Annotated in this window: 26 protein-coding genes; 23 read left to right on the forward strand and 3 right to left on the reverse strand. The window is 31.8% G+C overall.

The window, feature by feature from the left end; genetic code table 11:
• Positions 1 to 46 precede the first annotated feature (46 nt).
• On the reverse strand, positions 47 to 1,510 hold the full coding sequence (gene abc-f / locus KD050_RS20680) for a ribosomal protection-like ABC-F family protein (RefSeq protein WP_211896385.1): 1,464 nt from the start codon (positions 1,508 to 1,510) through the stop codon (positions 47 to 49).
• 384 nt (positions 1,511 to 1,894) lie between these two features.
• On the opposite strand from abc-f, the gene KD050_RS20685 reads away from it, so the two are divergent.
• The 21 genes from KD050_RS20685 (at position 1,895) to KD050_RS20780 (ending at position 21,900) form a co-directional block, all read left to right on the forward strand.
• Positions 1,895 to 2,647 carry a hypothetical protein gene (locus KD050_RS20685; RefSeq protein WP_235753869.1) on the forward strand — a complete coding sequence of 251 codons (753 nt, stop codon included), beginning with the start codon at positions 1,895 to 1,897 and terminating at the stop codon, positions 2,645 to 2,647.
• Between the two features lie 539 nt (positions 2,648 to 3,186).
• A complete protein-coding gene (locus KD050_RS20690) occupies positions 3,187 to 3,714 on the forward strand; it encodes a sigma-70 family RNA polymerase sigma factor (RefSeq protein ID WP_211894164.1) in 528 nt (175 codons plus the stop codon).
• A complete protein-coding gene (locus KD050_RS20695; protein ID WP_211894165.1) occupies positions 3,704 to 4,702 on the forward strand; it encodes an LCP family protein in 999 nt (332 codons plus the stop codon). Before KD050_RS20690 ends, KD050_RS20695 begins: the two co-directional genes overlap by 11 nt.
• Positions 4,703 to 5,089: 387 nt before the next feature.
• Entirely contained in the window at positions 5,090 to 5,605 is a 516-nt protein-coding gene (locus tag KD050_RS20700; RefSeq protein WP_211894166.1) for a GNAT family N-acetyltransferase, read from the forward strand.
• Positions 5,606 to 5,981: 376 nt separating this feature from the next.
• A complete protein-coding gene (locus KD050_RS20705; RefSeq protein WP_211894167.1) occupies positions 5,982 to 6,503 on the forward strand; it encodes a GNAT family N-acetyltransferase in 522 nt (173 codons plus the stop codon).
• Between the two features lie 119 nt (positions 6,504 to 6,622).
• Positions 6,623 to 7,132 (forward strand): GNAT family N-acetyltransferase, encoded by a 510-nt coding sequence (locus KD050_RS20710; protein WP_211894168.1) that lies wholly within the window; start codon positions 6,623 to 6,625, stop codon positions 7,130 to 7,132.
• Between the two features lie 444 nt (positions 7,133 to 7,576).
• Positions 7,577 to 7,843, forward strand: a complete 267-nt coding sequence (locus KD050_RS20715) for a CD3324 family protein (protein WP_211894169.1) — start codon at positions 7,577 to 7,579, stop codon at positions 7,841 to 7,843.
• Positions 7,844 to 7,997: 154 nt separating this feature from the next.
• A complete protein-coding gene (locus tag KD050_RS20720) occupies positions 7,998 to 9,017 on the forward strand; it encodes a phosphotransferase enzyme family protein (protein ID WP_211894170.1) in 1,020 nt (339 codons plus the stop codon).
• 98 nt (positions 9,018 to 9,115) lie between these two features.
• Positions 9,116 to 9,238, forward strand: coding sequence for a hypothetical protein (locus KD050_RS21430; protein ID WP_255553345.1), 123 nt, complete (start codon positions 9,116 to 9,118; stop codon positions 9,236 to 9,238).
• A gap of 830 nt (positions 9,239 to 10,068) precedes the next feature.
• Positions 10,069 to 10,662, forward strand: coding sequence for a DUF2441 domain-containing protein (locus tag KD050_RS20725; protein ID WP_211894171.1), 594 nt, complete (start codon positions 10,069 to 10,071; stop codon positions 10,660 to 10,662).
• Positions 10,663 to 10,867: 205 nt separating this feature from the next.
• Positions 10,868 to 11,194 carry an antibiotic biosynthesis monooxygenase family protein gene (locus KD050_RS20730; RefSeq protein ID WP_211894172.1) on the forward strand — a complete coding sequence of 109 codons (327 nt, stop codon included), beginning with the start codon at positions 10,868 to 10,870 and terminating at the stop codon, positions 11,192 to 11,194.
• 434 nt (positions 11,195 to 11,628) lie between these two features.
• The gene (locus tag KD050_RS20735; RefSeq protein ID WP_211894173.1) at positions 11,629 to 13,599 is read left to right on the forward strand and encodes a S9 family peptidase; all 1,971 of its coding nucleotides are present in this window, start codon (positions 11,629 to 11,631) and stop codon (positions 13,597 to 13,599) included.
• A gap of 429 nt (positions 13,600 to 14,028) precedes the next feature.
• Positions 14,029 to 14,712, forward strand: coding sequence for a hypothetical protein (locus KD050_RS20740; RefSeq protein ID WP_211894174.1), 684 nt, complete (start codon positions 14,029 to 14,031; stop codon positions 14,710 to 14,712).
• A gap of 323 nt (positions 14,713 to 15,035) precedes the next feature.
• Positions 15,036 to 15,851 carry an undecaprenyl-diphosphate phosphatase gene (locus KD050_RS20745; RefSeq protein ID WP_211894175.1) on the forward strand — a complete coding sequence of 272 codons (816 nt, stop codon included), beginning with the start codon at positions 15,036 to 15,038 and terminating at the stop codon, positions 15,849 to 15,851.
• A gap of 117 nt (positions 15,852 to 15,968) precedes the next feature.
• Positions 15,969 to 16,289 carry a hypothetical protein gene (locus tag KD050_RS20750; protein WP_211894176.1) on the forward strand — a complete coding sequence of 107 codons (321 nt, stop codon included), beginning with the start codon at positions 15,969 to 15,971 and terminating at the stop codon, positions 16,287 to 16,289.
• Positions 16,290 to 16,434: 145 nt separating this feature from the next.
• Positions 16,435 to 16,923 carry a GNAT family N-acetyltransferase gene (locus tag KD050_RS20755; protein ID WP_211894177.1) on the forward strand — a complete coding sequence of 163 codons (489 nt, stop codon included), beginning with the start codon at positions 16,435 to 16,437 and terminating at the stop codon, positions 16,921 to 16,923.
• A 259-nt stretch (positions 16,924 to 17,182) separates the two neighbouring features.
• A complete protein-coding gene (locus KD050_RS20760; protein ID WP_211894178.1) occupies positions 17,183 to 17,737 on the forward strand; it encodes a sigma-70 family RNA polymerase sigma factor in 555 nt (184 codons plus the stop codon).
• Positions 17,734 to 18,828 (forward strand): DUF4179 domain-containing protein, encoded by a 1,095-nt coding sequence (locus tag KD050_RS20765; RefSeq protein ID WP_211894179.1) that lies wholly within the window; start codon positions 17,734 to 17,736, stop codon positions 18,826 to 18,828. Before KD050_RS20760 ends, KD050_RS20765 begins: the two co-directional genes overlap by 4 nt.
• A 1,216-nt stretch (positions 18,829 to 20,044) precedes the next feature.
• Entirely contained in the window at positions 20,045 to 20,947 is a 903-nt protein-coding gene (locus tag KD050_RS20770) for an alpha/beta fold hydrolase (RefSeq protein ID WP_235753870.1), read from the forward strand.
• Between the two features lie 148 nt (positions 20,948 to 21,095).
• Entirely contained in the window at positions 21,096 to 21,287 is a 192-nt protein-coding gene (locus KD050_RS20775; protein WP_211894180.1) for a hypothetical protein, read from the forward strand.
• A 178-nt stretch (positions 21,288 to 21,465) separates the two neighbouring features.
• Positions 21,466 to 21,900 carry an NUDIX hydrolase gene (locus tag KD050_RS20780; RefSeq protein ID WP_211894181.1) on the forward strand — a complete coding sequence of 145 codons (435 nt, stop codon included), beginning with the start codon at positions 21,466 to 21,468 and terminating at the stop codon, positions 21,898 to 21,900.
• A 259-nt stretch (positions 21,901 to 22,159) separates the two neighbouring features.
• Here the strand turns inward: KD050_RS20780 and KD050_RS20785 are convergent, their stop codons facing one another.
• Positions 22,160 to 22,693, reverse strand: coding sequence for a GNAT family N-acetyltransferase (locus KD050_RS20785; RefSeq protein ID WP_211894182.1), 534 nt, complete (start codon positions 22,691 to 22,693; stop codon positions 22,160 to 22,162).
• Positions 22,694 to 23,052: 359 nt separating this feature from the next.
• On the opposite strand from KD050_RS20785, the gene KD050_RS20790 reads away from it, so the two are divergent.
• Complete coding sequence (locus tag KD050_RS20790) at positions 23,053 to 23,454, forward strand: hypothetical protein (protein WP_211894183.1); 402 nt, start codon at positions 23,053 to 23,055, stop codon at positions 23,452 to 23,454.
• 202 nt (positions 23,455 to 23,656) lie between these two features.
• Here the strand turns inward: KD050_RS20790 and KD050_RS20795 are convergent, their stop codons facing one another.
• Positions 23,657 to 24,469, reverse strand: coding sequence for a MerR family transcriptional regulator (locus tag KD050_RS20795; protein ID WP_211894184.1), 813 nt, complete (start codon positions 24,467 to 24,469; stop codon positions 23,657 to 23,659).
• Positions 24,470 to 24,551: 82 nt separating this feature from the next.
• Between KD050_RS20795 and KD050_RS20800 the strand changes: the two genes are divergently transcribed.
• Positions 24,552 to 25,193, forward strand: a complete 642-nt coding sequence (locus tag KD050_RS20800; RefSeq protein WP_211896388.1) for a GNAT family N-acetyltransferase — start codon at positions 24,552 to 24,554, stop codon at positions 25,191 to 25,193.
• Positions 25,194 to 25,421: the final 228 nt, after the last annotated feature.

Consider the following 25,421-nt stretch of genomic DNA (forward strand, 5'->3'; position numbering starts at 1 on the left):
AGTAAAGTTATTTAAGTTTTTATAAAAAATTTATAAACTATAAAATTCAATACGAAATGATTTCTACGGTTTTTGAAGCAATATTAGAGAGAAACGTTAGATCGTGTTCTACAAATAAAAGTGTAGGTTTATATTCCAATATCATCGTTTCAATTTGCGTTTGGTTAAAGACATCCAAATAATTTAATGGCTCATCCCAAATATAAAACTCAGCTAATATTCCTAAAGATTTCGCAAACTCCACCTTTTTCTTTTGACCGTTACTCATACATTCAACCGGAACATTAAATACATCACGTTCAACGCCTAATATTCGAAGGTTATTGAGAAATAGTGTGTAGTTAATATTATGGTCATGAGCGAAATCCTTTAACAAGCCGGTATTGTCATCATGATTTTGACGAATGATGCTTTTGGAGAGTCCTTGAGGTATTACCATCTCCCCCATAATTGTGCCTGCAAACTGTTGCTGGATTATATAATTTAAAATGGATGTTTTACCACTGCCATTTTGTCCAACAAGAGCTACTTGATCTCCCTGATTAATATCAAATGTAATGGGATGAAATAGCGGCTTTTCACCATAACTTAATGTAAAGTTTTGAACACGAAGAACGGGATTTCGATGGCTGGATATACTGTTCGCTGTTAAAGCGCTAATCGTTTCAATATTTTTTAAGAGCTTTGTCTTTTCTTCAATTTTGGTTATCGTGCGCTTTTCGATAGCTTTGGACCTTTTCATCATACGAGCAGCTTGTGCATTTGCAAACGCATCATTTCCAGATGTTTTCTCTTTGTGAATTGCCCAATCAGCTTTTTCTTTTGAAGTTTTTTTCAACCGTTCTATCTCTGCTTTGATAGATTTGTTTTGGGCGAATTCATATTGATCTCGCATTTCTTTTTGTTTCTCATAAGTAGAAAAATGTCCCTTATAGATTGATAATTGGTTTTTTTCAATAACTAAAATGTGGTCTACAACTTCATCGACAAAATTTCTATCATGACTTACAACAATATAACCTTTCTTCTTCTTCAAATATTCAGATACGATTTTTCTCGCTTCGATGTCTAAATGATTCGTTGGTTCGTCTAATAAGGGATACCTGGATTCTTCACAAAATAGTGCAGCTAATAATACCTTCGTTTGCTCACCACCAGATAATTGTTCAAATGGTCGCCATAAAATATCTTTATCTAACGATAGTAATTGACACTCTCGCTCAAGCTTCCACAATTCTACTGGTATAATTTCGTCAATCGCATAGTACGTTAAGTTTTCCTTGTTTGGTATATATTGAGGAAAATAAACAAAATCTACATCACAAATGATTTCTCCGACATATGGATAGTTTTGCATAAGTAAGTTTAATAGTGTTGTTTTACCACGACCATTTCGTCCGATTAAACCAAGCCGCCATTTTGTATCTATATTTAAATTGACTTGTTGAAATATCGGTTGATCAAGAGCATCAAATCCGAAATTCAGATTTATTATTTCTATTGGCATTATAAGATCTCCTCCAACTTTATTTATTGCCAAAGCTATTGGAGATGATTTTATATTTATTTTGCATACTATCATTCCAATCGTTTGCTTTGAAATGCATACGCATAAACAAATAAAAACCTTCTGAAAAAATTCAGAAGGATTAGAATTCATTATCAAATAAGCCTGTAAAGGGCTAAATTAGGTATAATAAATGGGCAGACTAATCCTATTTTAAGTGAAAATGCGAATACATTTTACGTGTAAAATAGAATTATTTGTTCATCGTCCATTCATCATCCTTTCAAATATATTACAGTTATTATAACTATAATTATAAGAATTTTCAATTATTAGTTCGGTGAGTTGTAACTTTTTTTATGAAATGGTGACTAATATAATAAAGGGGTGAACAGTATCAATAAAAATATCGAATTTTCTATTTTTACATTTATGCTGGTATTAATATTAGTTGGCTGTAGTGATAATGATAAAAAAGTTTATAATACTACCGGTGATATTGATGAAAGTACAACTCAAAATACGCCTGTAGTCTCGGTAGATAGCAGCACAGATAGTGATATAAGCACAGAAATTACCCCCAGCACGGAAGAGAATGTATTACAGGATTCCCCCAAATATGTAGCTAATAATGAAGGGGAACTATCTATTCAGGATTCTGAAACGGCTTATGAAATGTGTGTGAGAGCGCTGACTGACTATTATAAAGCGGTCTGGAACGGCTCGGATATTGAATTGGATACATTTATCGATAACGAAAGCCTTAAAGAGTATACACAAAAGAAAATTCAATCCCAATATGACGTGTATGGAAAATTTAATGATATGGTGCAAAATATCGAGATTAGCGCTTGGGAAGTGGAGTATACTGATGATGTGGATGGAGGTTTTCTCTATTTAGAATTACCTGCGGAAATTAAAAAGACAGTAGGTAGTTATGGTGAAGCCACTGAATTTCTCGTGCGTAATGTAAACGGCAAGTTAATCATTGTTGATTGGTATACTGGTGCAAAAGATAGTTATGATTTCATGGTGCGCGGAGAAAATCTAACAATTGATAATCCTAATATTTGGAACGATAGTGAATGGGTAAAGAAGTTAAATAGTAAACAGATTGACTTTTCAGGTTCAACTCGATAATTAGTTATTTACAGCTAACTTGGCAATCAAAGTTTGTTAATTAAAGCCCAATATAAGACTTGCTACAAAACTAATTTCTCTTATTAATATAAAGGGTGCTTTAGTTAAACATGACTTCATTTCGATGCTCTATTTTTAGGTATAAAACATCAAGTATATTTCGGTGATACTGTGTGAAATGTTACACTTAAACTAACGGTGCAGGTTAGTGGAATAAGAAATTGTTGTATAAATAATTTTTAGTACGGTGTTTAATACTTATAGAATGATTAATATAGAATTACATATATGTAGCGTATAAAAAATTGTCATTAATAAACTTAAAACTTGGTTATGGCAATGATATCGAAGATTTGCAAAGTAGAGCATCTTAAATGATGCTTTTTTATATGTGAAAATATAATGAAAATCAATTGACGCCCATAAAAAAGAGCATCATTGTATGTTTGATAATTAATATTTTTTAAAATTGAACCTATTATGATTTGATAATCGTCTAATAGCAGAATTTGAAGTAGGTTGAAAGGGAGGGTAGTAGATTGGATAGAGATGAAAAAGATTTCATATTAGAAAAAATGATGATTGAATATGGAAATGAGTTGGTACGATTGGCATTTTCTTATGTGAAAGATACCGAAATTGCTAAGGATATGGTTCAAAATACGTTTATAAAATGCTACAAAAACCTTGATTCGTTTCGATTTGACGCACAAATAAAAACATGGCTCTATCGTATAACAATTAACGAATGTAAAGATTATTTAAAAAGTTGGAACTACAAAATGGTACAGGTAAGAAGTTTTATAAATGAAACGGCAAAGTCAATATTACCATCAACAGAAAAAACAGTTATCGATAAATACAATAATGAAGAAATTAAAGATACTATCTTTTCTCTTCCAAAAGTGTATCGGGAAGTGGTTTATCTATACTACTATGATTCATTAAAGACAGAGGAAATTGCCAAAGTTTTGGATATTCCAGTTAATACAGTGAAAACTCGATTAAGAAGAGCAAAACAAAGATTAGAGTTGATGATAAAGGAGGCAGAATTTAATGGACGATAAACGAATAAAAGATAAATTTAATAATATGTCTGATCAAGAATTAAGATTCACGAAAGAAGACCGTAATGAAGTGTTTGAACAAATTAATAAAATGGAGAATAATAATACACAAAAAAAATCTCTTGTTTCTTCTTCAAAAAAATTCGCTCCACTTACAGTTTCATTATTAGTGGTAGGCTTGTGTATATTTTTGTTTATTCCATCGATTCTTCCTGGAAACATTAATAACGAAAATAAAAGTAATACAAGTGAATCAGTATTTCAAGAAGACGAGATATTAACCACTCTATTTACGGTGAAAGATGAGAATAATAGAATTCCCTTTAACCTTTTACTTACTCATAGTAAAGATAAAAAGATGATGAAAGTTCTATCTATCCCCCGTGATACTTATGCTCCGATATTGGATAAGAATGATGGAACTACTTCATATGATAAATTGACATTTGCTTATGATTACGGTTCGGGAGGAGCTGAAAGTGTAAGAACAACGGTTTCTAAGCTATTTGATTTAACAATTGATTATTATGCTGTTATGGATCTAGAAACCTTTTCAAAGGTGATTGATTCAGTGAATGGTATAGATTACGACTTGCAAGAAGATATTCAAGTAAGAGGTATATCTAGAGCGTCATTTGAATTCAAAAAGGGAACGAATCGTTTAAATGGAGAAGAGGTTGTGGCATTAATGATGGATGCTACAGTAGGAAGAATTTTGGATGAAGAAGACCTATTAAACCTCATTAATGCTGTTATTAATAAAACAAAAAACGAAATCCCACAAACACAATTAAAAGAACTTACTACTAAAATAGATGCCAATATATCAATTGATCATTTGTTAGAGAATAAAATGCAAATAAATTCTATAAAATCATTATCTTTAAGTGATGGAATGAAATCGGAAAATATAGATGGTAAATACTATATTATGTTTGAGAAAGACTTTTTAAATTCTGTTTCAGAAGAGTTAACCACATTTAACTAAATAGAAAACGAGAAAATTTGGAAAGACATTGTTGAAATACCAAAAACCGTTATGGATATAATTATTGCGTTTTCAGTCTATTTGGGATGGAAGTACCTGAATATTCCAAGCAATATGTTACTACACTTATTTTTCTAATATTAGGTTTAATTTTTATATATAATATCGAGTATTTTATTCAATTTGTTGGGTTAATCTACTGAGATAGTTTACATGAAATTTCTGGAATGATAAACTTTAGTAACCATTTAATATTGGATTGCAAAGTGTGATGCCTCCTGTATTTTGGATTAAATGTAATGGGAGAAGTTGCCAATAACATATACCTATTTTAAAATTTGTTTTTGTCTATAAAATGACGTACAAAATTATGATAGGAGTGTAATGATGGTTGAACTAGACACAGAAAGATTAAGATTAATTCCACTGAGGGCAGAAAATCTAAGATTACTAATTGATAATCCAAAGAAAATGGAACAAAGGTTATCTTTAATTGACTCAGATAGTTTTCTTAGTCCAGAACTTAAACAAGCTATGGAAATAAGACTTTCAAAATTGTTAGGTGATGAGGAAAATTATATTTGGTATACAAATTGGTTAATCGTGTCGAAAGATAAAAACTGTAGTGTTGGTGGAATAATGTTAAAAGGTCTTCCAAATGAAAATGGTGAAGTAGTAATAGGTTACTATACTCTCCTTGAATATCAAGGAAATGGCTATATGACGGAAACTATTATTAATTTGAAAAACTGGTTGTTAAATCAGTCCGATGTTATGTACGTTATTGCTGATACTGATAAAGATAATATTCCATCACATAGGGTTTTAGAAAAATCAGGGGCGGAAATGTATAAAGTAACAGAAGAATTATACTTTTGGAGATTTGTAAAAAGAATTCCCTGAATTATTTAAAAAAGAGGCATCATTTAACAATGATGCCTCTTTTTTAGGATTAGTACAATGTTAATCTATAGAGTGACAAAACCTTATTCAACTAACGGGTGCTTTAGTAAACAAGAGGCATCATTTGATAGTAGATTCTTTACTACAGACTACTTTGATATAAGAAGGGGAATATAGAAAAATTGATACTCGAAATACATATCTCCTTTGTTTTTTATTGAACTAACGGGCGCTCTAATTGAAGATAATTGGTTGCATAGTCAGCTCTTGTTTCTTATTGAACTAACGAAGCAGTTTAATTGGATAAGCTATCTAATCAATATCCAAACTGTAATTGTTAAAACTAGGGATTACAACAAAGGAAGGGTGATGAGAAATGTTTGTTCTTGAAACGCAGAGGTTGCTTTTAAGACAGTATAAAGTTGAGGATATTATTCCTTTGCATAGTATTTTTTCTGACACAGAAACAATGAAGTTTTACCCTGCACCTTTTAGTTTTCAACAAACAAAAGACTGGATTAATCGAAATCAAGATAGATACAAGAATGATGGTTATGGATTATGGGCTGTTTGTTTGAAGGATACAAATGAATTTATAGGTAATTGTGGTCTTGTTAAACAAAAAGTTAATGACAATTTTGAAGTTGAGATAGGTTACCACATAAACAAAAAATATTGGTCAATGGGCTTTGCATCTGAAGCAGCCAAAGCGTGCAAGGAGTATGGGTTTAATAAATTGGGTTTAAATAAGCTAATAAGTATTATTGACCCTAACAATGTTCCATCAATTCGTGTGGCAGAAAAGATTGGTTTTTTTAAGGAAAAAGAAGTATTTATTTTTGATAAGGTCCATTATATATATTCGGAAGTTAAAGAAAAGATTGAGGAGGCTAATTGACCTGGCGAGTGCTTTAGTAAAAGAACAGGGGTTGCTTAGGCAACTCTTTTTCTTATTGAACTAACGGTGCAGTTTAGTTGAAGAAGAAATCGATTAAAATTGAATGGTGGTTTGTACAAATGCATATATTTATTGAAAAATTACATGTTACAGATGCAGAAGATTTGTTTAAATTTGAACTTGAAAACAGAACTTTTTTTGAGGAAATGGTTCCGACGCGTGGAGATGAATACTATAACCCTGAGACTTTTATAAAAAGACATGAAACTTTACTTGAAGAACAAGTTAAAGGAGGTTCATATTTCTATTTAATTAAAGATAAAGATAGCTCAATTCTAGGAAGAATAAATTTAGTGGATATTGATAAATCTGATAAAATCGGTTATCTCGGTTATAGGGTAGGGCAAGCACATACTGGTAAAGGAATTGCTAATAAAGCATTGAAAATATTAGTAGAAACAGTAACTAACGAAGACGTAAAACAGATCAAAGCCAAAACAACAACCAATAACATAGCATCCCAAAGAGTTTTAGAGAAAAATGGATTTGAGAGAATAAGTACTAGTAGTGAAGAATTCGAATTGAATGGTCAGAGATTGCTTTTCATTTATTATGCTTTGAATATTTAACGGTGCTTAGTTAAGCAAGTGGCTGCCTGTATGGGTAGCTTTGGTAGCTTTTTCTTATTGAACTGATGCATCAGGTTAGTTGAACAGTGTTGTTTAAATTGTTTTCAACAATCTGGCCAGATTGTTGAGTAACTTACTTTAGAACATATAATTGAGTTTAGCTTATTGACGTGGATTTAGTCTAACACTTCGAAGGATATCGGAAAGTCCGTATCGAAATTATTAATAGGAACGTAACTGTGGTTGTATTACGTAAAGGGGGAGGTTCACTATGACAAGAAAAATGAGAAGTTTAAAGATTTGCTCTATGCAAAGTTTATACTGTGAACAAGGTGGTTGTTTGTATAGAGCTAGAAATTGGTTTCCGCCTGAAAAGTAATTATTGTTTATAGTAATAACTTTGCTACCTTAAAAATTTCATCTATTTTAAGGAGCGAAGCTAACATGAAATATGTAAATGCAGAAAGCATCTTTCCAGTAGAATTACTGATTGAAATACAGAAGTATGTTAATGGAGAAATGGTTTACATCCCTATTTCTAAGGGATCACGGAAGAAATGGGGTGAAAACTCTGGGAGTAAAACTTATTTGAACGATAGAAATCATGAGATCCGTCAACAATTTTCTACCGGCATAAAGATAGATCAACTTTCAGATCGATTCTTTCTTTCTCGCGATAGTATTAAAAAAATAGTTTACTCAAAAAAATAGTTTGTAATGTCACATTGGATTAAATCTGATGTGACTTTTTTGTGTAAAGTATAATTTATAATTGTTCATTATATATTTTCACTGGATTGCTTTTATTATAATTACATATATAAGTACAAAGGATGATACTTAATACAGTTTAGGAGGTCAGGATATGCTTAATTTTTTTCAATTTGATACTGATGAAAATAGGCGAACTTTGTTAATAAGGGCGAGGAAAGTTGCTATAATATCTTTACTGCAGTATGACATAGAATGGGAGAGCATTCAGTTCATTCAATTATCCGATACGATTACGTACAAAATAAAAACAGGGTCAAACGAAAGCTTTTTACTTCGTATCCATTCGGACATATTGAGTAAAGAGGAAATCCGTTCAGAACTTATCTTGCTTCAGGCATTGAACGAATCGGATTATCTGACTGTTCCAGAAGGTATTGTAAGTATTGATGGCTCTTATGTATTAGAAATAGATACAGAAGATGGCTATCGTCGACCATGTGTCACCATGATGCGTTGGATTGAGGGGGAGCATGGCAATGGGAAATATACGGATAACTGTGTATATAATATGGGAGTATTGATGGGGAGACTTCATGAAGTAGCAACAAGTTTTGCCCCTCCAACCGGTTTTGTTCGACCTATTTGGGGGGCAGAAAGTTTTAAACGTGAAATGACTAAGTTGGAACGCCATTATGCATGTTTTTTATCAGGTAAGGGATGGAGAACATATCAAGCAGCAGCCGAGAAAGTCTTATCTACACTCGCTGTAATTCCATGGAACAACGATAACTATGGGCTTATTCATGCGGATTTACATACCGGAAATATCGTTTTTAAGGACGACCAACCCTATCCGATTGATTTCGGAAGGTGTGGTTACGGGTATTATCTGTACGATATTGCAGGTACATTATTAGAACTTACTCCGAAGCATCGAAGGATGTTTATCCAAGGATACGAGAGTGTTAGAAAACTAGAAGGAAACTATGTTCGAGATATAGAATGTTTCTTCATCATGTTCATGATCGAGAATTACTGCCATCATGCATCAGATCCAAGAGAAACAACCGGTTTAATTGATGAGCAAAAGTACGCCCAAGCGTACATAAGAAACTATTTAAATAATACTTCATTTTTGTTTGAAATGATTCAACCAGTGAAAATTGATTAAGAACAAGGATGAGTGCTCGTTTTCAATTTTAGGGCCATGTATGAGGAGAGTGATTAAAGAAATTTTTATATCTAATATTATCCTTTGAGAAGGATCTGATGAAAATTGATGTACAATTAACTAAGAAAGAAAAATGGTTTATGAAGTATATCTCATTACTTTCCATTTCATTAGGTGCTTTATTTATTGGATTTCTTTATGCAATCGTCGGCAAAGTTTAACATAATTAATTTGGTGACCTTATTCAACTAACGGGTGCTTTAGTAAAGTAGAGCAACGTGTTTAAAGACGTTGCTCCTTTTACATTTAAATGATGATGTATCGCATTTGGGTGACACTCACTTTATGCGGCTGTCTTGCTGTTACAAAGATTGCTGAATTATGGTCATTACGGCTTTCTATATAGCGTTTAAGCCATATGTCAGAACGTGTATTAAAATAAACTTCTCTTTCCTTATCACCTTTTCCTCTAACGATCGCGGATTGATTGGATCAATTAATATGGTTCTTTTCTAACGTAACTATTTCTCCGGTTCGACAACCAGTAGAAATCATGAATTCAAAATCGCTTTTTCCATTGGGGAATGACAGGATTCACGAAGTTGTTCAATCTCCCGTTCGGTTAAATACTTGGGTATCCGCTTATCTACTTTGAGTTCTTTCATTTTGGACGATGGATTCTTACACAGGTAGCCTTCTTCATGGGACGAACGAAAAAATGATTTCATAAAGCGGATTCGGTGTGCAAGATTGGCCGGTTTTAAATGCATTCCGGATATAGAGAGATATTCCTTCAGTTGATTTGTATCCAGTAAGTCTTCAACGTTTGTGGCGAAAAGCCCTCTATTCGCTGATTAGCTTCAAAACGAAGCCCATACTTTTGACAGTAACAATTCCATTCCCCCTAAAACAGTAATATTAAAAGGATTATTGCCAACTTAATAGAATTAAAGACATAGGGTGTTTTTTGACTAACGCAGCAGGTTAGTTTAACAAGGTACCCTTTGTTTTGGTACGAATTATTTTTGTGAGTACAGATAGGAGATAGACTATGAAAGAGAATGAGCTGTATGTTTATCACATTGTTACTAGGAAAAAAATGAGTCTAGGTCAAATAATAAGCTTTGACAAGAACCAGAGAAATACCTTATATAGCTTCTTTCTTGAAAGTGAACAATTAAATTCTAAAGGAGAAGACTTTTTTCGGATTTTACATGAACATTATTCCAACGATGGCTTGTACTTGAATAAAGAAAATGCCGATGTAGCTATTAAGTATGCAGACCAAACAATAAGAGCTATCAGAGAAGTGATAGTAGAAATGGTCAGACTACAAGAATATCCAGAATACCCTTCAATAATGTCTTGTTTATACGCTACAAAAAACTATGAAAACGCATTGAAATGGAAAGAATTATTTGAATCATATAATCGGAAGGTTTTGCAGATTGTTAAACTTCGAGTAATTGGAAATTCTTTTGAGGGGGATGGAAACCTTTTACCAAAGGAAGATGGAGTTCCATTCTCTAAAAAAATTGAACAAGCTAGAGAGTATTGGAATTGTAATGGGAAACACGAGCTTCCTGAACTCTTAATTGACGGGAAAATAGAAGTGGTTGAAAATATTGTTGATTTCACTGCTTAAATCAAATTTCTTAGTTTAATATTTTTTACCGAGATACAGGTGCAAACCTTATACTAACGGGTGCTTTACTTCAAGAAGGGGAAAAGTATTTTTTCTTCCTGAACTAACTTACTCAGCAGGTAAGTTGAATAAGGAAACCTGAAATTGTGTTTAAATTTTACATTAGGAATTTTTGAAAATTAAACATATATTGGGGGAATTAAAATTGAGCGGAATTGCTAAAACTCCTCAACCACCTTACTATGCGGTTATATTTTGTTCAAAACGAACTGAAGGTGACAAAGGTTATGGAAAAATGTCGGAAAAAATGGTGGAGTTAGCTTGTCAGCAGAAGGGATTCTTAGGTATAGAAAGTGCAAGAGATGAAGGGTTAGGAATTACAGTTTCATATTGGGATTCCTTAGATGCGATAAAGAGCTGGAAGGAACATTCAGTACATCAAGTTGCACAGGATAGAGGTAAAAATGAATGGTACAAAAACTTCGCACTAAGAGTATGCAAAGTAGAAAGGGATAACTTTTACGAAATGTAATAGTTCTAGCCTTATTCAGGTAACGGGTGCTTTAGTTCAAGATCATGTGGTTGCTTAGGCAACTCTTTTTTAATTAACTAAAGCAGCAGGTTAGTTTAATAAGAAGGGTTATGTAGCAATCGTATTGAATAAGTAATATATGAATTAAACAATTAATAAGGTGTAGAAAAAAATATGGATATATCTATTCGAAATGCCGAGCAACCGATTACGATTTTTTGTTGCCTTTATTTAGGCAGTTTCATGAAATGTACAGTTTTGTAAGACCAGATTTGTACAAAGAGAATTCCACCCCAGTTGAGCAAGGTGGTTAATATAATAAATTAGACAAAAATAATATAGAGAATTTTTTGTCATTAACTAGTTTGCAACAAGAAATGATAAATTAATTTTTTGATTATGCCTATTTGATGATAGTTCGAGGGAGATTATTAATGAAAATGAATGAAAAAACATATCTAAGTATAGAAGAGATTATTTCATTACCAACCTTATCAGGTACAAACATAAGTGATGATGGCAAAAACGTAGCATTTGTCAAGAAGACAGCTAACTGGAAAGACAATAAATATAGGAATCATGTATGGATATATGAAAAAGATAAGGGGCAGTGTTACCCATTAACAACTAGGGATGTAGATAGTACATACCCATTATGGTCTCCAGATTCTAGAGATATAGCATACCTTAGCCCAGTTGGTGACGGGGATAATAAGAAAAATCAGATCTTTGTTAAGACAATAGATGGTTATAGTGGGGTTCAAATTACTGATGAGAAAGAAGGGGTCAGTAATTTCAAATGGGAGCCTACTGGCAAGGGTTTTTATTATGTTGCACAGTCAGAATCTGCTGCGATAAAGAAACGTAAGGAACTATATGGAGATTTCCTACATATAGGTAAGGAATACCAAAATAATTGTTTATATTACATTGAAATGGAAAAAGTGATACAAAATGATAAATATGAACATGAAAATTGCGTTGTTTATCAACTAACTGATGGTAAGGATTTTCAGATCCATGAATTTGATATTTCAAATGATGGGGAAAAGGTTGTAATTATGGCTACACCAAGCCCAAATATGGGAGATTACATTAATGGAGATCTATACATACTAGATATTAGAGCTGGAGAACTACAAAAGATGAATATAGACAAGTTGTTGGGAGGGAGCGTTTGCTTTTCTCCTGATGGCAGTAAAATATGTTATTCAGCAAGCATAATGGAGAAGGATCACTATAAGACCCATATAGAAGACAGTACACTAGAGATCTATGATATTAATAATGGAGAGCTAATTCACCCTTTACTAGATTTTGATAGTACGGTTATTCCATTACGGTGGACAGCTAAAGGGATTTTAATTAGATGGCAGAATAAAACTAATTATCTTATTGGCTTGTTATCTGAGAATGGCACTGTGGAAATGTTAAGCGAAAAAGAAGATTGCTTTATATTGGATGCTTCTATAACAAGGGATGGAAATTTTATATCCTATAATAAGGCTACAACAAATGAAACCTTTGAAATCTATTTAGACGATAAAAAAATAACGAATGAAAATTGCTTTTTCAAAGGAAGGCTTAAAAGTAACAGGGAAATAATCTCATGGCAAAGTAGTGATGGTCTTGAAATAGAGGGAGTTTTATCAACCCCAGTAGAGTTTGACGCAAATAAAAAATATCCCTTATTGGTGGTAATCCATGGTGGTCCAGCTTGGGCATCCTTTCCAATATTTTCAGACTGTTTTAATGAGAAATATCCTATTGAACAGTTTATCGAAAAAGGCTTTATAGTTTTAGAACCAAACTACAGGGGAAGTTCTGGATATGGTAATGAATTCTTAAAGGCAAACTATAGAAAACTGGGAATTGCTAACTACGATGATGTTATATCTGGAGTGGATAAACTAGTTGACAAAGGAATTGCAGATAAAGATAGAGTAGGGGTTATGGGATGGAGCAACGGGGGATATATATCAGCTTTCTGTTCTACATTTAGTAGTAGATTTAAAGCTATTTCAGTTGGAGGTGGAATTACTAATTGGAGTACCCATTATGTAAATACAGATATACCATACTTTATTAGGATGTATTTAGGAAATAATCCATGGAATGATCCAGAGATATATACTAGAACATCACCAATGACTTATATTAAATCAGCCTGTACTCCCACTTTAATCCAACATGGCGAAAAGGATGCAAGAGTTCCAACTCCAAATGCATATGAGCTGTATCAAGGATTAAGGGATATGGAAGTTGATACAGAATTAATTATTTTTAAAGGAATGGCATATAGTTCTGACCAGCCAGGAATTAATGTGGCTATTATGAAGCAGAATTTGATGTGGTTTTCACACTATATTCTTGGAGAAAGTATGAAAGATTTTAAGGTTTTATGATTAATAAATTGATATTCTCACGGGATACATAAGGAAGCTTTTTTCTTATTTAGCCTGTGATTGTAGTCCTATGATTTCCATGTGAATTTCCACTGTATAATACTCTAGCAACTACATTGACTTACAATTTTATAGCAACGTTATGGCATTAAGCTCCCTTTATCTTTGTAGGTGTACTGAAATAATATAATCGTACAGTTATGAAACTGGATCCCTGAAAAAGAACTGAGCATTATTTCTCACTCAGTTCTTTTATGACGAATTACACATAAACTACGGGTGCTTTACTTCAAGAAGGAGTTAAGCTTTTATTCTTATTGAACTAAAGCAGCAGGTTAGTTGAATTAGAAGATGTTTTTAATTGAATGTTAAAGTGGTATATTTATGGAAAGTTATTGAAGTTAAAAAGTGTGTAGTAAGGGGGATACATTGAAGAAAGCAATAACAATTGGTTTAATTTTAGTTTCTATTTTGCTTTCAGGATGTAATACGAACAAATTAAGCAATGCTGAATTTAATAACACTACACCTGGCGTAATTAAAATAGACAACTTAACCTATCGAATGACCGATGAAGTTTTAGCTACTAATGAGGTTGAAAAACAAATAGGCAAAATTACACAAATTCAAGAACTTGTGTCTTACTCTGAAGACCAAAATCCATATAAAAGTCCGAGTAAAATATTTAAAATAAAGGATATAAATATCGAAGAGGCAATAGCAATTAATGTAAATGACAATATTTTCTTTGCTAATAGGACTTATTCTGCATCAGATGTATTAGGAGATTATGCTGATTTAAATGCAGAAAACCCATTTGTAAGCATGGCAAGTATCGATTTTGAAACAGAGGATATATTCACATCGATTGATATTCCAGAAGAAACGCAACGGGAACTTATAGATGCCTTTAAAAATGCTAAATTTGAAAGAGTAACAGATATTTCAAGTGATTACGATTACCGGATCAAAATTACATTTAACACAGGATATGCAATGTATGTTGATTCAGATAAAAAATTACTTGTTATCGTTGATACGAACGAATCCTATACAATCGAAAATGATAGTGATTTCTTCAAGATTTTAAAGAATTTCACAAAAATAAAATAGTTAACCTGAATTTTTTTTCACTAACGGGTGCTATAGTAAAATATGACCATCATTTCGATGGTCTATTTTTATGTCCAAAAACATCAAGAAGATTCAGCAATACAGTGTGAAATTTTTCACTTAAACTAACGCAGCAGTTTAGTTTAAGAAAAATAATGGTTTTAACTTCTACCTAAAGACTAAAGTGACTAAAATGTAACATAAGACCATCAAATTGTTAGATTAATCGATGGTTTTTCTAATTTTAGTTTTATATATTTAAAATTAGAAATAGAAGGTTCAATAGTAGTTGAGCTAAGAATGAGTATTTTAGGGAGGTAAAAATGGGAGAATTAGATATTGTATTAATAGTAAAAATGATAATAATTGGGCTAGTTCAAGGTTTTACAGAACCAATTCCTGTGTCATCTAGTGGGCACGTAATGATTGCAAGTGAAATCTTGGGGTTAGGTGAACAAGGATTTACTTTTGCTATATTAACAAATACAGCTTCACTATTTGCGATACTTTATATTTATAGAAAAGACATCGTAAGACTTGCAAGAAATTCAATTCTTTATTTGAAAACGAAAAATCTGCGTTATAAGAGTGACTTCCGTTTTGTTTTCTTTATAGTAATTGGTACTATCCCAGCAGGTGCACTGGGGATATTATTAAGCGATTTTATTGCAGAAAGTATTAGTATGACAACGATTGCGTTTATGCTCTTCGTAACAGGGATTGCCTTGTGGTTAATTCGCAATCTGAAAGGTAATAAAGGCGAGGGTGATATTACGATAAAGGATGCTTTCATTGTAGGAATAGGGCAGGCTGTCGCATTAACACCAGGAATTAGTCGTTCAGGTGCAACGATTATTTCAGCAGTTGCTGTTGGAATGAAACAAGATACTGCACTTCGATTTTCATTTATGTTGTATATTCCCGTTAGCCTCGGAGGGGTTATACTAGGTCTTTCTGATTTTCTAAATGAACAGAATAAAGCAGACTTAGCAATTCCGTATTTAGCTGCATTTATTGCAACACTTTTAATGACCTATTTTGCAATGAAGTGGTTTATGGGAATTATGAAAAATGGGAAGCTGGTTTATTTCACATATTATTGTTTCATCGTAGGAGCATTACTTCTAATTTTCTTCTAAACGAAATTTATTATTTAAACTAACGTGGTGCTTTACTTCAGAAGGAGTGAAGCCTTTTTTTCTTATTAACCTATAGCGACAGGTTTGTAAAATAGAGAAAATAAAGGGGGAGAAAATTTGTTTGTTAAAATTTATCAGTATTATGTTCAACCAGATAAGGTTGAAGAATTTCTAAGTCTTCAAGAAAAAGTATCAGAAATCTATAGCAAAAGCTTAAATTTTCATACCATGTATATCAATAGCAAAGAAGATGAAACCAAATGGATAGAAATTACAAGATATAAAGATGAAATAGAATACGTTAAAAGTATGACTTTTATAAATGAAAAAAAAGAGATTCAAGAACTGTTCGCAAGATTCCAATCCATGTTGCTAACTGATAAGAATGGAATAAGTGAGGAAGACTTTATTGAAAAGAAAGATATATGTAATTTATAAAAATTTCTTCTCAAGTATCGGATCCTTTCTTATTAAACTAAAGAAGTAGGTTGGTTCAATAAGAAGTAATATTAAAATATTCAAAAAATGGATAAAAATATGGTATAATATTTACAATATTGAAAAAGACAAGGGGTATTATACGATGACTCTTAAACTTAAAAAAGTTTTGGAATTAGAAAAATCTATTTTGCGTAACTTTTACTCATTGTATCTTCACGAGCTTTCAAATTTCACTACGAATTTAGATGTTGGAGAAGATGGTGCCTTTCATTATGAGGAATTGGATAAATTCTGGGACATAGATGGATTATCGCCATATTTTATAAAGTTGGATGATGAAATTATCGGTTTTCTATTACTATTAGAACGCCCATTTTTGAAAAAAAGCTATGATTATGGCATAAACGACTTTTTTATACTAAACAAGTACAAAGGTAAAGGATTGGCTGTGCAGGCTGTAGGAAAAATATTTGAAGAGAAACCAGGGCAATATTTTGTATTGCAGGTTGTTGAAAATAAGCGCGCTGTTGCATTTTGGAAAAAAGTTTATAATGAATTAAATATTGAAACCGATGAAAGACAAGACCTGATTGATGATGAACTATGCCTAATTCAAACATTTAAAATTTAATAACTAAAGGGTGCTTTAGTTAAAGAAGACCATCATTTCGATGGTCTATTTTTATGTCCGAACCCTCAAGTAGATGTCAATGAACCATTGTCAAATGTTACTTAGACTAACGCAGCAGTATATTTTAAAAAGCACTAAATTGAATCTGGTTTTGAAAATGCCGATTAATCAAACTATTTTTAATAAATATGAGAATATATCCAAATTATAACGATGTATTAAGTGTAAGGGCCTTTACAATTTAGGTAGGAGTGGTTGTATGAGAATTACAAGTGAAAATTTTATAAAATATCTTAAAAAAAAGAGAGAAGAAGCACTTGAATATGTAATTGAGGAATATATCGGAATTGTAAAAGCAACTATCTACAATTCCCTCAAATCCTACAATGATCCTCAGTCGGTAGAAGAATGTATTAATGATACATTTTTAGGTGTCTTTGATAATTCTAGACAATTTGTGGGTAATAAGGAAGACTTCAGACGATGGATTTGTACCATAGCTAAGTTTAAAGCTATTGATAAACAAAGAAAACTGTCAAAAACTGAAATAGTTACTGAAATTACTGAAATTAAGAATGCAGTGAAGTCCGCAGAAGAGGAATTTTTGATAAGGTCATCAACAGAAGATTTATTAAAAATGATGACGCAATTAGAACCATTAGACCGTGATATTTTTACGATGAAATTCTTTTTAAATTTGAATAATGAAGAAATTTCCAAGCACCTTGGTTTAACAAAGGCGTCTGTTGATAATCGAATATATCGTGGGAAGAAAAGATTACAACAAATTCGTTTGGGAGGTATATTGACTTGAAAAAACTATATAAACAATTTAATAACCTTAATATTGAAACGGATCTCGAACCGATGGAAGTAAGTGATCTCGAGAAGGAAAGGGTTAAAAAAAATTTAATGAAAGGTAAAAAGAAAAGACATATTTCAAGAAACTTTTCTGTAGCAGCTGCCCTTTTAGTTGCTTCAAGTATCACTTTTAGTTTTGCATTTCCTACCATAGCAGCAAAACTTCCTATTATGGGAGATATATTCGAATTATTCAATAACGATGAGGAGTATGTGTTTGAAAAACATAATACATACTCAACAGATATTGGGTTATCCGAAGAAAGTAATGGGATTAATGTAACGGTAACAGATGCTGTTTACGATGGGGAAAATATTACGGTAGCATATACTATTAAAAGTGAAAAGGATTTAGGAGATAGACCAATTTTAGAAGGAAAATTGGTTGCAGATGAATTTGAAGACAAGTATGAGCATAGTGGATTCTCTGAAAATTATATAATAGAAAAAATAAGCGAAAAAGAATATGTAGTAGTATATAACTACGAATTAATCAAAGGTCCCAAACCAGATGAGGTTCATATTACTTGGGAAGGCGACACAATACTAGATTTAAATAATGTAAGTAATGCTTTTCTAGGAGATTGGTCATTTCAATTTACATTAAATGCACTTGAAAGTGAAACACAAAAATTCACTGGTGGTAGTATAATAACTGAAGAGGAAGGTATTGAGATCTTAGTTACAAAAATGACGGAAACACCTATTTCTACAACACTTTACTTTTCAGAAGCGGTTGATATACGATTAATAGCAAAAGAAGATGAAGAACTTCGTGTTGTACTAATTGAATACACTGTATCTGATAATTTAGGAAATAAATACAACACTATTCACTATAGAGATATAGGCCATAGCACAGATTTCCCTAAGACTCGTCGTAGCTATCCTAGATTAACTACTACAAATTTCCATGAGGAAGCAACATCTCTAACCATCACACCAATTGTTAATATATATAAAAAGAAAGATAATGATACTTTACTTGAACTGGTTAAAGAACCATACACTATTGAACCAATTCATATGCCTTTGAATAAGTAATATATTTTATTTTAAATTACATTAACGAAAATATGCCAGTATTATGAAACGCTCAAACATTTATTTATAAAGGTTTTGGGCGTTTTTGTTTAGGAGTTAATGTTGTTGAAAGAAGGATTAACGCAAAAAGGTGAAAAATCCAGCCCAAGTAAAGAAGAATATGAAGTAATGGACTGTCTTGAATGAGTTTGTCGAGAGAGTGGTGAACCAGATAAAATTCTTGATGAAACTGCTAAATAAATCTGAGTGTTGATTCTGGAAACTTAAGAAACTGTATCTCCGCAATGCTTTTCTAAGAGACAGCAGATCGACTCCCACCGTCTCCACATATAAGAACTATCGCTAGAAATTGCGTTTTGTGACTTTAAGTATATCTTTGCCGTTATGGCAAGGATATACTTAATTTTATTTTAGGCAAAAATATACTTAAAACTATATAAAACATTATAATTTTTTAGTGATAAAATATTGATTATCTCGAAGAGCTGAAAAGAACTAAAACGATGTTCGGGGCTGTGAAATAAAGCATAAACCTTCCGTTTGGAAAGTTTATGCTTTATTTATTGTGGTGGGAAGATTATGCTTTATTTTTTGAAAGATAATAATTTACTTAACTAATTTGATTTACAACCTTAACATAAAATGATAAAGATAAGTAACGTTTTTTGATCGAAGCATCATTAATGTAGATAGTGTAACTCTTTTATAAATAAGGTAACTCTGAATATAGTTTTTCTGATTGAGCTAATAGGACTTTGAAAGAACTATAATCTGTAATCAGAAACCATTCGTTATGAAAGTTTGTGAAACATTACACTTAAACTAACGAAGCAGATTAGTTGAATAAGCAGGTTTTTTTGCGATTGTGTTGAATAAGTTAATATATGAAAATTATTGAACAAACGGGGTGCTTTACTTTCAGTCTGGGAGTGGCACTTTTTTCTTGAACTAACGCGACAGATTAGTTGAAAACATCTAAATCAATTATGTTTGAGGGGTGATACTTTATGAGTAAAATTAGTAATCGAACTATAGGTATTATTGGTTTTGTTGTTGGAGTAATATTGATAAGTGTAATTTTCAATCTATTCTTCTAAATTTAAAGTGAGCTATCCGAGTAGAAGATGTATAGGTCACTTTAGTTTTTCTTGTTAAACTAACGCTGCATTTAGTTGAATAAGAGCATCTATCTTTCAATAATAAGATAAAGCAAGGGGTGAGTAATATTAGTGAATTTTTAACAATTAATCATAATAAAATTGAGATTCTTCAAAAAGGAAAAAATGGGACACCTGTAATTATCCTTACAGGGATGGGTTGCTCATTTGATGAGTGGTACGATGTAATAGATTCATTAAGTAAATCTAATCGAGTAGTAATGTTTCATAGACCTGGACTTGGTGAGAGTGAAATTCGAAATGAAGTCCGTAATACACAGGCGGTCGTAAAAGAAATAAATGAGTTGATGCTTCTACTTGGAATACTTGAACCCGTATTATTAGTTGGTCATTCATATGGTGGGTTATGTGCCCAACATTTTGTGAAAGAACACCCTAAAAAGGTTGCAGGAATAGTATTAGTAGATTCAACTTCTGTTGATTTAAAGGTTATAGACGAGTTGGATATACCAGTTTTGAATGAAGGTTCAACTGATGATATTTGGAAGGAAAAATGTAATTCTTATTCTCTAATGAGTCAGGAAGAATTAAGAAAAATAATTAATCCTACTCTTACAAGAAAACAAAAACAACTCCCTCTTGATATACAACAACGTTTAATAAATTTCCAGATTAATCCTTCGTTATACAAAGCGATGCATTCTGAAATTAGCAATTGGAAGCAGGACGCAGATAATATAAAAATCCTAGGGAAATTTCCCGATGTCCCTTTAATTGTAATTGGTAGAGATAAAGAACATAATATTAGGTTGGGAACTGAGGATGGGTTACCCGAGTCGGAATTAAGATTATTTGAAGAAAAGTGGCAAGAACTAATTATGGACCAAGTTAATCTTTCTCTAAATAGTAAATTGATATTAGCACAAGAGGCGAGTCATTTAATCCATGTTGATCGACCAGATATTATTATTGAATCAATAACTTGGATGGTAAAAGAATAATTCCTTATTCAACTAACGGTGTGCTTTAGTTCAAGAAGGAGTAAAGCCTTTTTCTTCTTGAACTAAAGCTGCAGTTTAGTGAGCGAAGGAATATATACATAGTAAGAAGAATCTATTTATAAACTAATGAATTGAGGGGATAGAAAATATGAAAAACAAAAAAATGATAAGGTGGGTTGCATTTTTTATTTTTTTAGTGATTTTTATTGTTTATAGTTGGGAACTTATTTCATCTGATTGGTCGTATTCCTTAGCAAGACTCCCTAGCGTTATTTCGTTTTTAATTTCCAGCATGTTTGGTATTTTTATTTCTTTTCCTAGAAAGGAAAAAACGCAATAGTAGTTGTTATTGCCTTGTATGAATATTGAATTGTGAAGGATTTCACTTAAGCTAACGGGTGCTTTACTTCAAGAAGGGGTAAAGCATTTTTCTTATTAAACTAAAGCCGCAGGTTAGTTCAATAAGATTTAATATGCTGAACGTCATTTTGTTGTGGGTTTTATTAAGGGGGGATTCTATGTATCCAAGAGCAAATACTTTAGGGATAATAATAAACAAGAATAAAATTCTTTTGGAAGAACAAGAGGGTAAGCATTCAAAGGGAACAGGTACATATTATCGACCAATTGGTGGCACAATTGAACTTGGTGAGAAGTCCAGCGAAACTATCATAAGAGAATATAGAGAAGAAATAGCAGTGGACATAGTGGTTAAACGCTATATTGCCTGTTTAGAAAACATCTTTAGAATAGAAGGGAGTATAGGTCACGAAATAACTCAGATTTACTTGGTGGAATTTATAGACCAAAATCTATATGAAAAAGAAAGTTTTAAAGTTATAAAAGGAAGTAAAACTACATTTACAAAATGGATTTCCTTAGAAGAAATTATTGATGAAAAGAAGATACTTTATCCCAATGGTCTGAAAGAATTATTACAGAAGAATATTTAGATTTCTTATTCAACTAACGGGTGCTTTAGCAAAATATAGCCATCATTTCGATGGTCTATTTTTATGTCCAAAATATTAAGTTGATCTCAGATATGCATTGTGAAATGTTACACTTAAACTAAAGGAGCAGTAGAGTTGAAGAAGAAATGTAAATGTTTTAAGTGATTTATCCATATAAAAAAGAGGCAGTCCATAGAAAATTTTATAAAACAATTTTCGGACAACCTCTTTTTTATCAAAATCTAATCATTCAAAAGTTTTACTCTAAAAAAGCTTTTGAATAATGAACGACACCTTGCACTTTTTCAAGAGAATTATGTGTTAATTCTAGAGCCATAAATACCTCATCAGGCACCTCAAATGGGGCTTCAATATTCCATAAGCTAGCTGGTTTAAAACCAAACTTAGGATAATAATCTTTATGTCCTAAAACAATTACTGAACGATATCCAAGGTCTTTTGCGTTTTTTAGCGCAGCGTGAATTAACTGACTTCCAATTCCTTTTTTCTGATACTCAGGAGTAACAGAAACTGGAGCAAGTGCCAAAGAATCGACTGCGTTATCACCATCTACAATTTTTATTTTAGATAGAAGAATATGACCTATAATATTTTTTCCTTTATTTAATGCGACTAATGAAAGTTCAGGAATGAATGCATCTGATTTTCTAATCCTATTTACAAGTAGATGTTCTCTCTTATCGCTATATTCTTCATTCAAAAAGGCTTTTTTAATAATTTCTTCAGTTGAATTATATTCTATATTGAGTTCTGGTCGAATTATGATATCCATTTATAGTCTCCTGTTCTTTTTATATACTTTATTTTTTATCCTATAAATGGCACTTTCTTTATGCACGAAGTCATTAAGAAAGTGTTACACACCCAGCTCTAAACATAAGTTTAACAAACAAAAACCTCCAATTTAGTATGTTTTTATTTTATAGTGTTATGTCATGGTGGTCAATCTCCAGTTTATTACTTCCTTGTTGTGCTAACGGGTGCTTTAGTTAAACAAGTGGCTGCCTGTAAGGGTAGCTTTTTCTTATTGAACTAACGCGGCAGTTTAGTGTAATAAGAGGTATTTATATACAATTGTCGAAATAGTTATTACTTAGGGACAATTCAATCCGCATTTTAGGGGGAGTTATGTTGAAAAAAATATTCACTTTATTATTTACTATCATGTTTTTAACTGCTTGTTATTCAAATCAAGAAACTATTAAAGCTACTGGTGAAGGCGACTTGTGGAATGCACAACTAATATACGAGATGACCGATACCGATCTCCTTCACAGAGGAGGAATCCAATATACAGGAGATGAGGAACTCCTATATGTCACTTATTCAGTCGTTACGGACGAAGGAGGACTTGGTGGGGAAATTGAACCTCAAGAAGAACAAACTGCCATATCCTTTGGGACGGGCGGAGGGAATAATCCTCCAGCTACTAAAGATGAAGCAATTATATCGTTAAACCACGCTACTGTTGAAATTAAATGGCGGACTAATACAGGCGAATATGAAGAACTAATTAACTTCAAAGTAAATTAGTTTTTACGTTGACATCTCCGTTCTTCTTCAACTAACGGGTGCTTTAGTTAAACAAGTGGTTGCCTTAGGGTAGCTTTTTCTTATTGAACTAACGCAGCCTTTAGTTGAATAAAAAATATCTAAAGGAAGTAGAAAAGGTGATATATGAATGCATATGAGGGATACCATTAAACATTGTTTGATAAAAAAATGGGTAGGGTATCTAACACCCCACCTCGTCTTCTATAAGAAATTGTATTTGGCAACTATAGGAATCAGTATTAAAAATATCATCTAAAAGGTCTACTTCAATGTATTTATTGATTTTCAGATTATTATCTTTTACATAATCGTGTAATTTAGCGATGCTCTTCTCTTCATTATTCTTGCTAAAAGCAAGTGTCAAATATTTACCTTCTGGCAATATATCTATATTTTGTTCTTTGTGTATATCATCATTTTCAATTAACACACGAAAAACATACCTTGGTTCATAGTCTCCTTTAGAGTTGATGGAATATATTATGCCACTCTCCATTGTTGTTGCTAAATTTCTCTCTTGAATCACTCTATCTAAATCCGAATAATAAAGAATTTCTTTTAAACCCCCTACTTCTTTACATGAAGCAGTGATTATATAACGTTTTTCAAAATGCTTTATTGTTAATTGTTCATGTATTAGTACTTTTTTAGCGTACTTTACGCTGTCATTTAATTTATCTATGGTGTCCAGTACTTCTTTCATTTTTTTCATATTTTGTTCTGTTTCATATCTTTTTAAAACAAGAAATTTTAATAAGTTCTCTGTATTACCTTCAATAAGAATTTTTTGCATTTCTTTAATACTGATTCCTAAGAATCTACAAACTTTGATTATATCAATGTAAATAAACTGTTCTAATGAATAATATCTATAACCGGTCTCCTCATCGATATAAGCTGGGGTCAGAATACCTATTTTGTGGTAATATCTTAAAGCTTTTATTGTAACCCCTTTAATATCAGCAACTTCACCAATAGAAAATAATTTTTTCATTTTATCTTCCTCCTTTTTGTTGACTCTACCCTTAGGGGAGGCATTAATGTTATTGTATAGAAAAAAAAAGGACAGTGAAATAATGGGTACTATAAAATATAGAAATCTTGAGAAAGATGATTACGAACAAATAAAACAATTAATTAATAATGCTTTTAATATCAATGGATTTATTAAAGATAAAAAAGTTTTAGACTTAGTATTAAAATTTTATCTACAAGATTGTATTGTTAGTAGTTCTTTTAGTAAAGTAGCTGAAAAAGATAATAAAGTAATTGGTATTATTCTCGGAAATGCTCTAAAAGACAAACATCGTTTGAAGAATACTTATAATATTATAAGTATTGCATGTACTTTAATGAAAGGTATTTTCATATCTAAGGTAAACAAAAAAGCGATTAATGTATTCTGGAAGATTCAAAAAGCTTATAATGAAATGTTTCAAGGAAAAGAAAAGAATTTTCAAGGAAGTATCGAATTGTTTATAGTATCACAGGAATCTAGAGGTCTTGGAGTAGGTGGAGAGTTACTTAATAGTTTGACCAATTACATGAAAAGTATGAGAGTAAATTCTATATACGTTTTCACCGACAGTGAGTGTAATTATGGATTCTATGATAGTAAAAAATTTAAACGTATAAATGAACAAGAAATCATTTTTGAACAGTTCAAAGATAGACTAACTGTGTATTTATATGAATATAACTACGCTTATTTATCTTAACAGAAGTAGTCAACTACTTTTTAGGAATTTATTCATTGTATAGAGAATCATATACTCTACCAAGAGAAGATAAATTAAGTTAAATTAATCTTCTTTTTCTTGTTTGATAAACATTTTTTGGCATCAAACAGACTGAACGGCCAGTAGTTCATAAAGGCATTTTATCCGATTCCATGCAAACAATTTCAGTTAAGATATGCGTGTTGATGAATCTTATGTATCAGAAAA

This window comes from Psychrobacillus sp. INOP01, from assembly GCF_018140925.1.
GTDB lineage: Bacteria > Bacillota > Bacilli > Bacillales_A > Planococcaceae > Psychrobacillus.

What these genes read in the sequence shown, in the direction of transcription:
- KD050_RS20695 (WP_211894165.1), top strand. Translation starts at nt 3,704, where the DNA reads ATGGACGATAAACGAATAAAAGATAAATTTAATAATATGTCTGATCAA.
- KD050_RS20800 (WP_211896388.1), top strand. Translation starts at nt 24,552, where the DNA reads ATGGGTACTATAAAATATAGAAATCTTGAGAAAGATGATTACGAACAA.
- KD050_RS20760 (WP_211894178.1), top strand. Translation starts at nt 17,183, where the DNA reads ATGAGAATTACAAGTGAAAATTTTATAAAATATCTTAAAAAAAAGAGA.
- KD050_RS20710 (WP_211894168.1), top strand. Translation starts at nt 6,623, where the DNA reads ATGCATATATTTATTGAAAAATTACATGTTACAGATGCAGAAGATTTG.
- KD050_RS20720 (WP_211894170.1), top strand. Translation starts at nt 7,998, where the DNA reads ATGCTTAATTTTTTTCAATTTGATACTGATGAAAATAGGCGAACTTTG.
- KD050_RS20785 (WP_211894182.1), bottom strand. Translation starts at nt 22,693, where the DNA reads ATGGATATCATAATTCGACCAGAACTCAATATAGAATATAATTCAACT.
- KD050_RS20715 (WP_211894169.1), top strand. Translation starts at nt 7,577, where the DNA reads ATGAAATATGTAAATGCAGAAAGCATCTTTCCAGTAGAATTACTGATT.
- KD050_RS20775 (WP_211894180.1), top strand. Translation starts at nt 21,096, where the DNA reads ATGAAAAACAAAAAAATGATAAGGTGGGTTGCATTTTTTATTTTTTTA.
- KD050_RS20755 (WP_211894177.1), top strand. Translation starts at nt 16,435, where the DNA reads ATGACTCTTAAACTTAAAAAAGTTTTGGAATTAGAAAAATCTATTTTG.
- KD050_RS21430 (WP_255553345.1), top strand. Translation starts at nt 9,116, where the DNA reads ATGAAAATTGATGTACAATTAACTAAGAAAGAAAAATGGTTTATGAAG.
- KD050_RS20745 (WP_211894175.1), top strand. Translation starts at nt 15,036, where the DNA reads ATGGGAGAATTAGATATTGTATTAATAGTAAAAATGATAATAATTGGG.
- KD050_RS20780 (WP_211894181.1), top strand. Translation starts at nt 21,466, where the DNA reads ATGTATCCAAGAGCAAATACTTTAGGGATAATAATAAACAAGAATAAA.
- KD050_RS20705 (WP_211894167.1), top strand. Translation starts at nt 5,982, where the DNA reads ATGTTTGTTCTTGAAACGCAGAGGTTGCTTTTAAGACAGTATAAAGTT.
- KD050_RS20795 (WP_211894184.1), bottom strand. Translation starts at nt 24,469, where the DNA reads ATGAAAAAATTATTTTCTATTGGTGAAGTTGCTGATATTAAAGGGGTT.
- KD050_RS20725 (WP_211894171.1), top strand. Translation starts at nt 10,069, where the DNA reads ATGAAAGAGAATGAGCTGTATGTTTATCACATTGTTACTAGGAAAAAA.
- KD050_RS20700 (WP_211894166.1), top strand. Translation starts at nt 5,090, where the DNA reads ATGGTTGAACTAGACACAGAAAGATTAAGATTAATTCCACTGAGGGCA.
- KD050_RS20735 (WP_211894173.1), top strand. Translation starts at nt 11,629, where the DNA reads ATGAAAATGAATGAAAAAACATATCTAAGTATAGAAGAGATTATTTCA.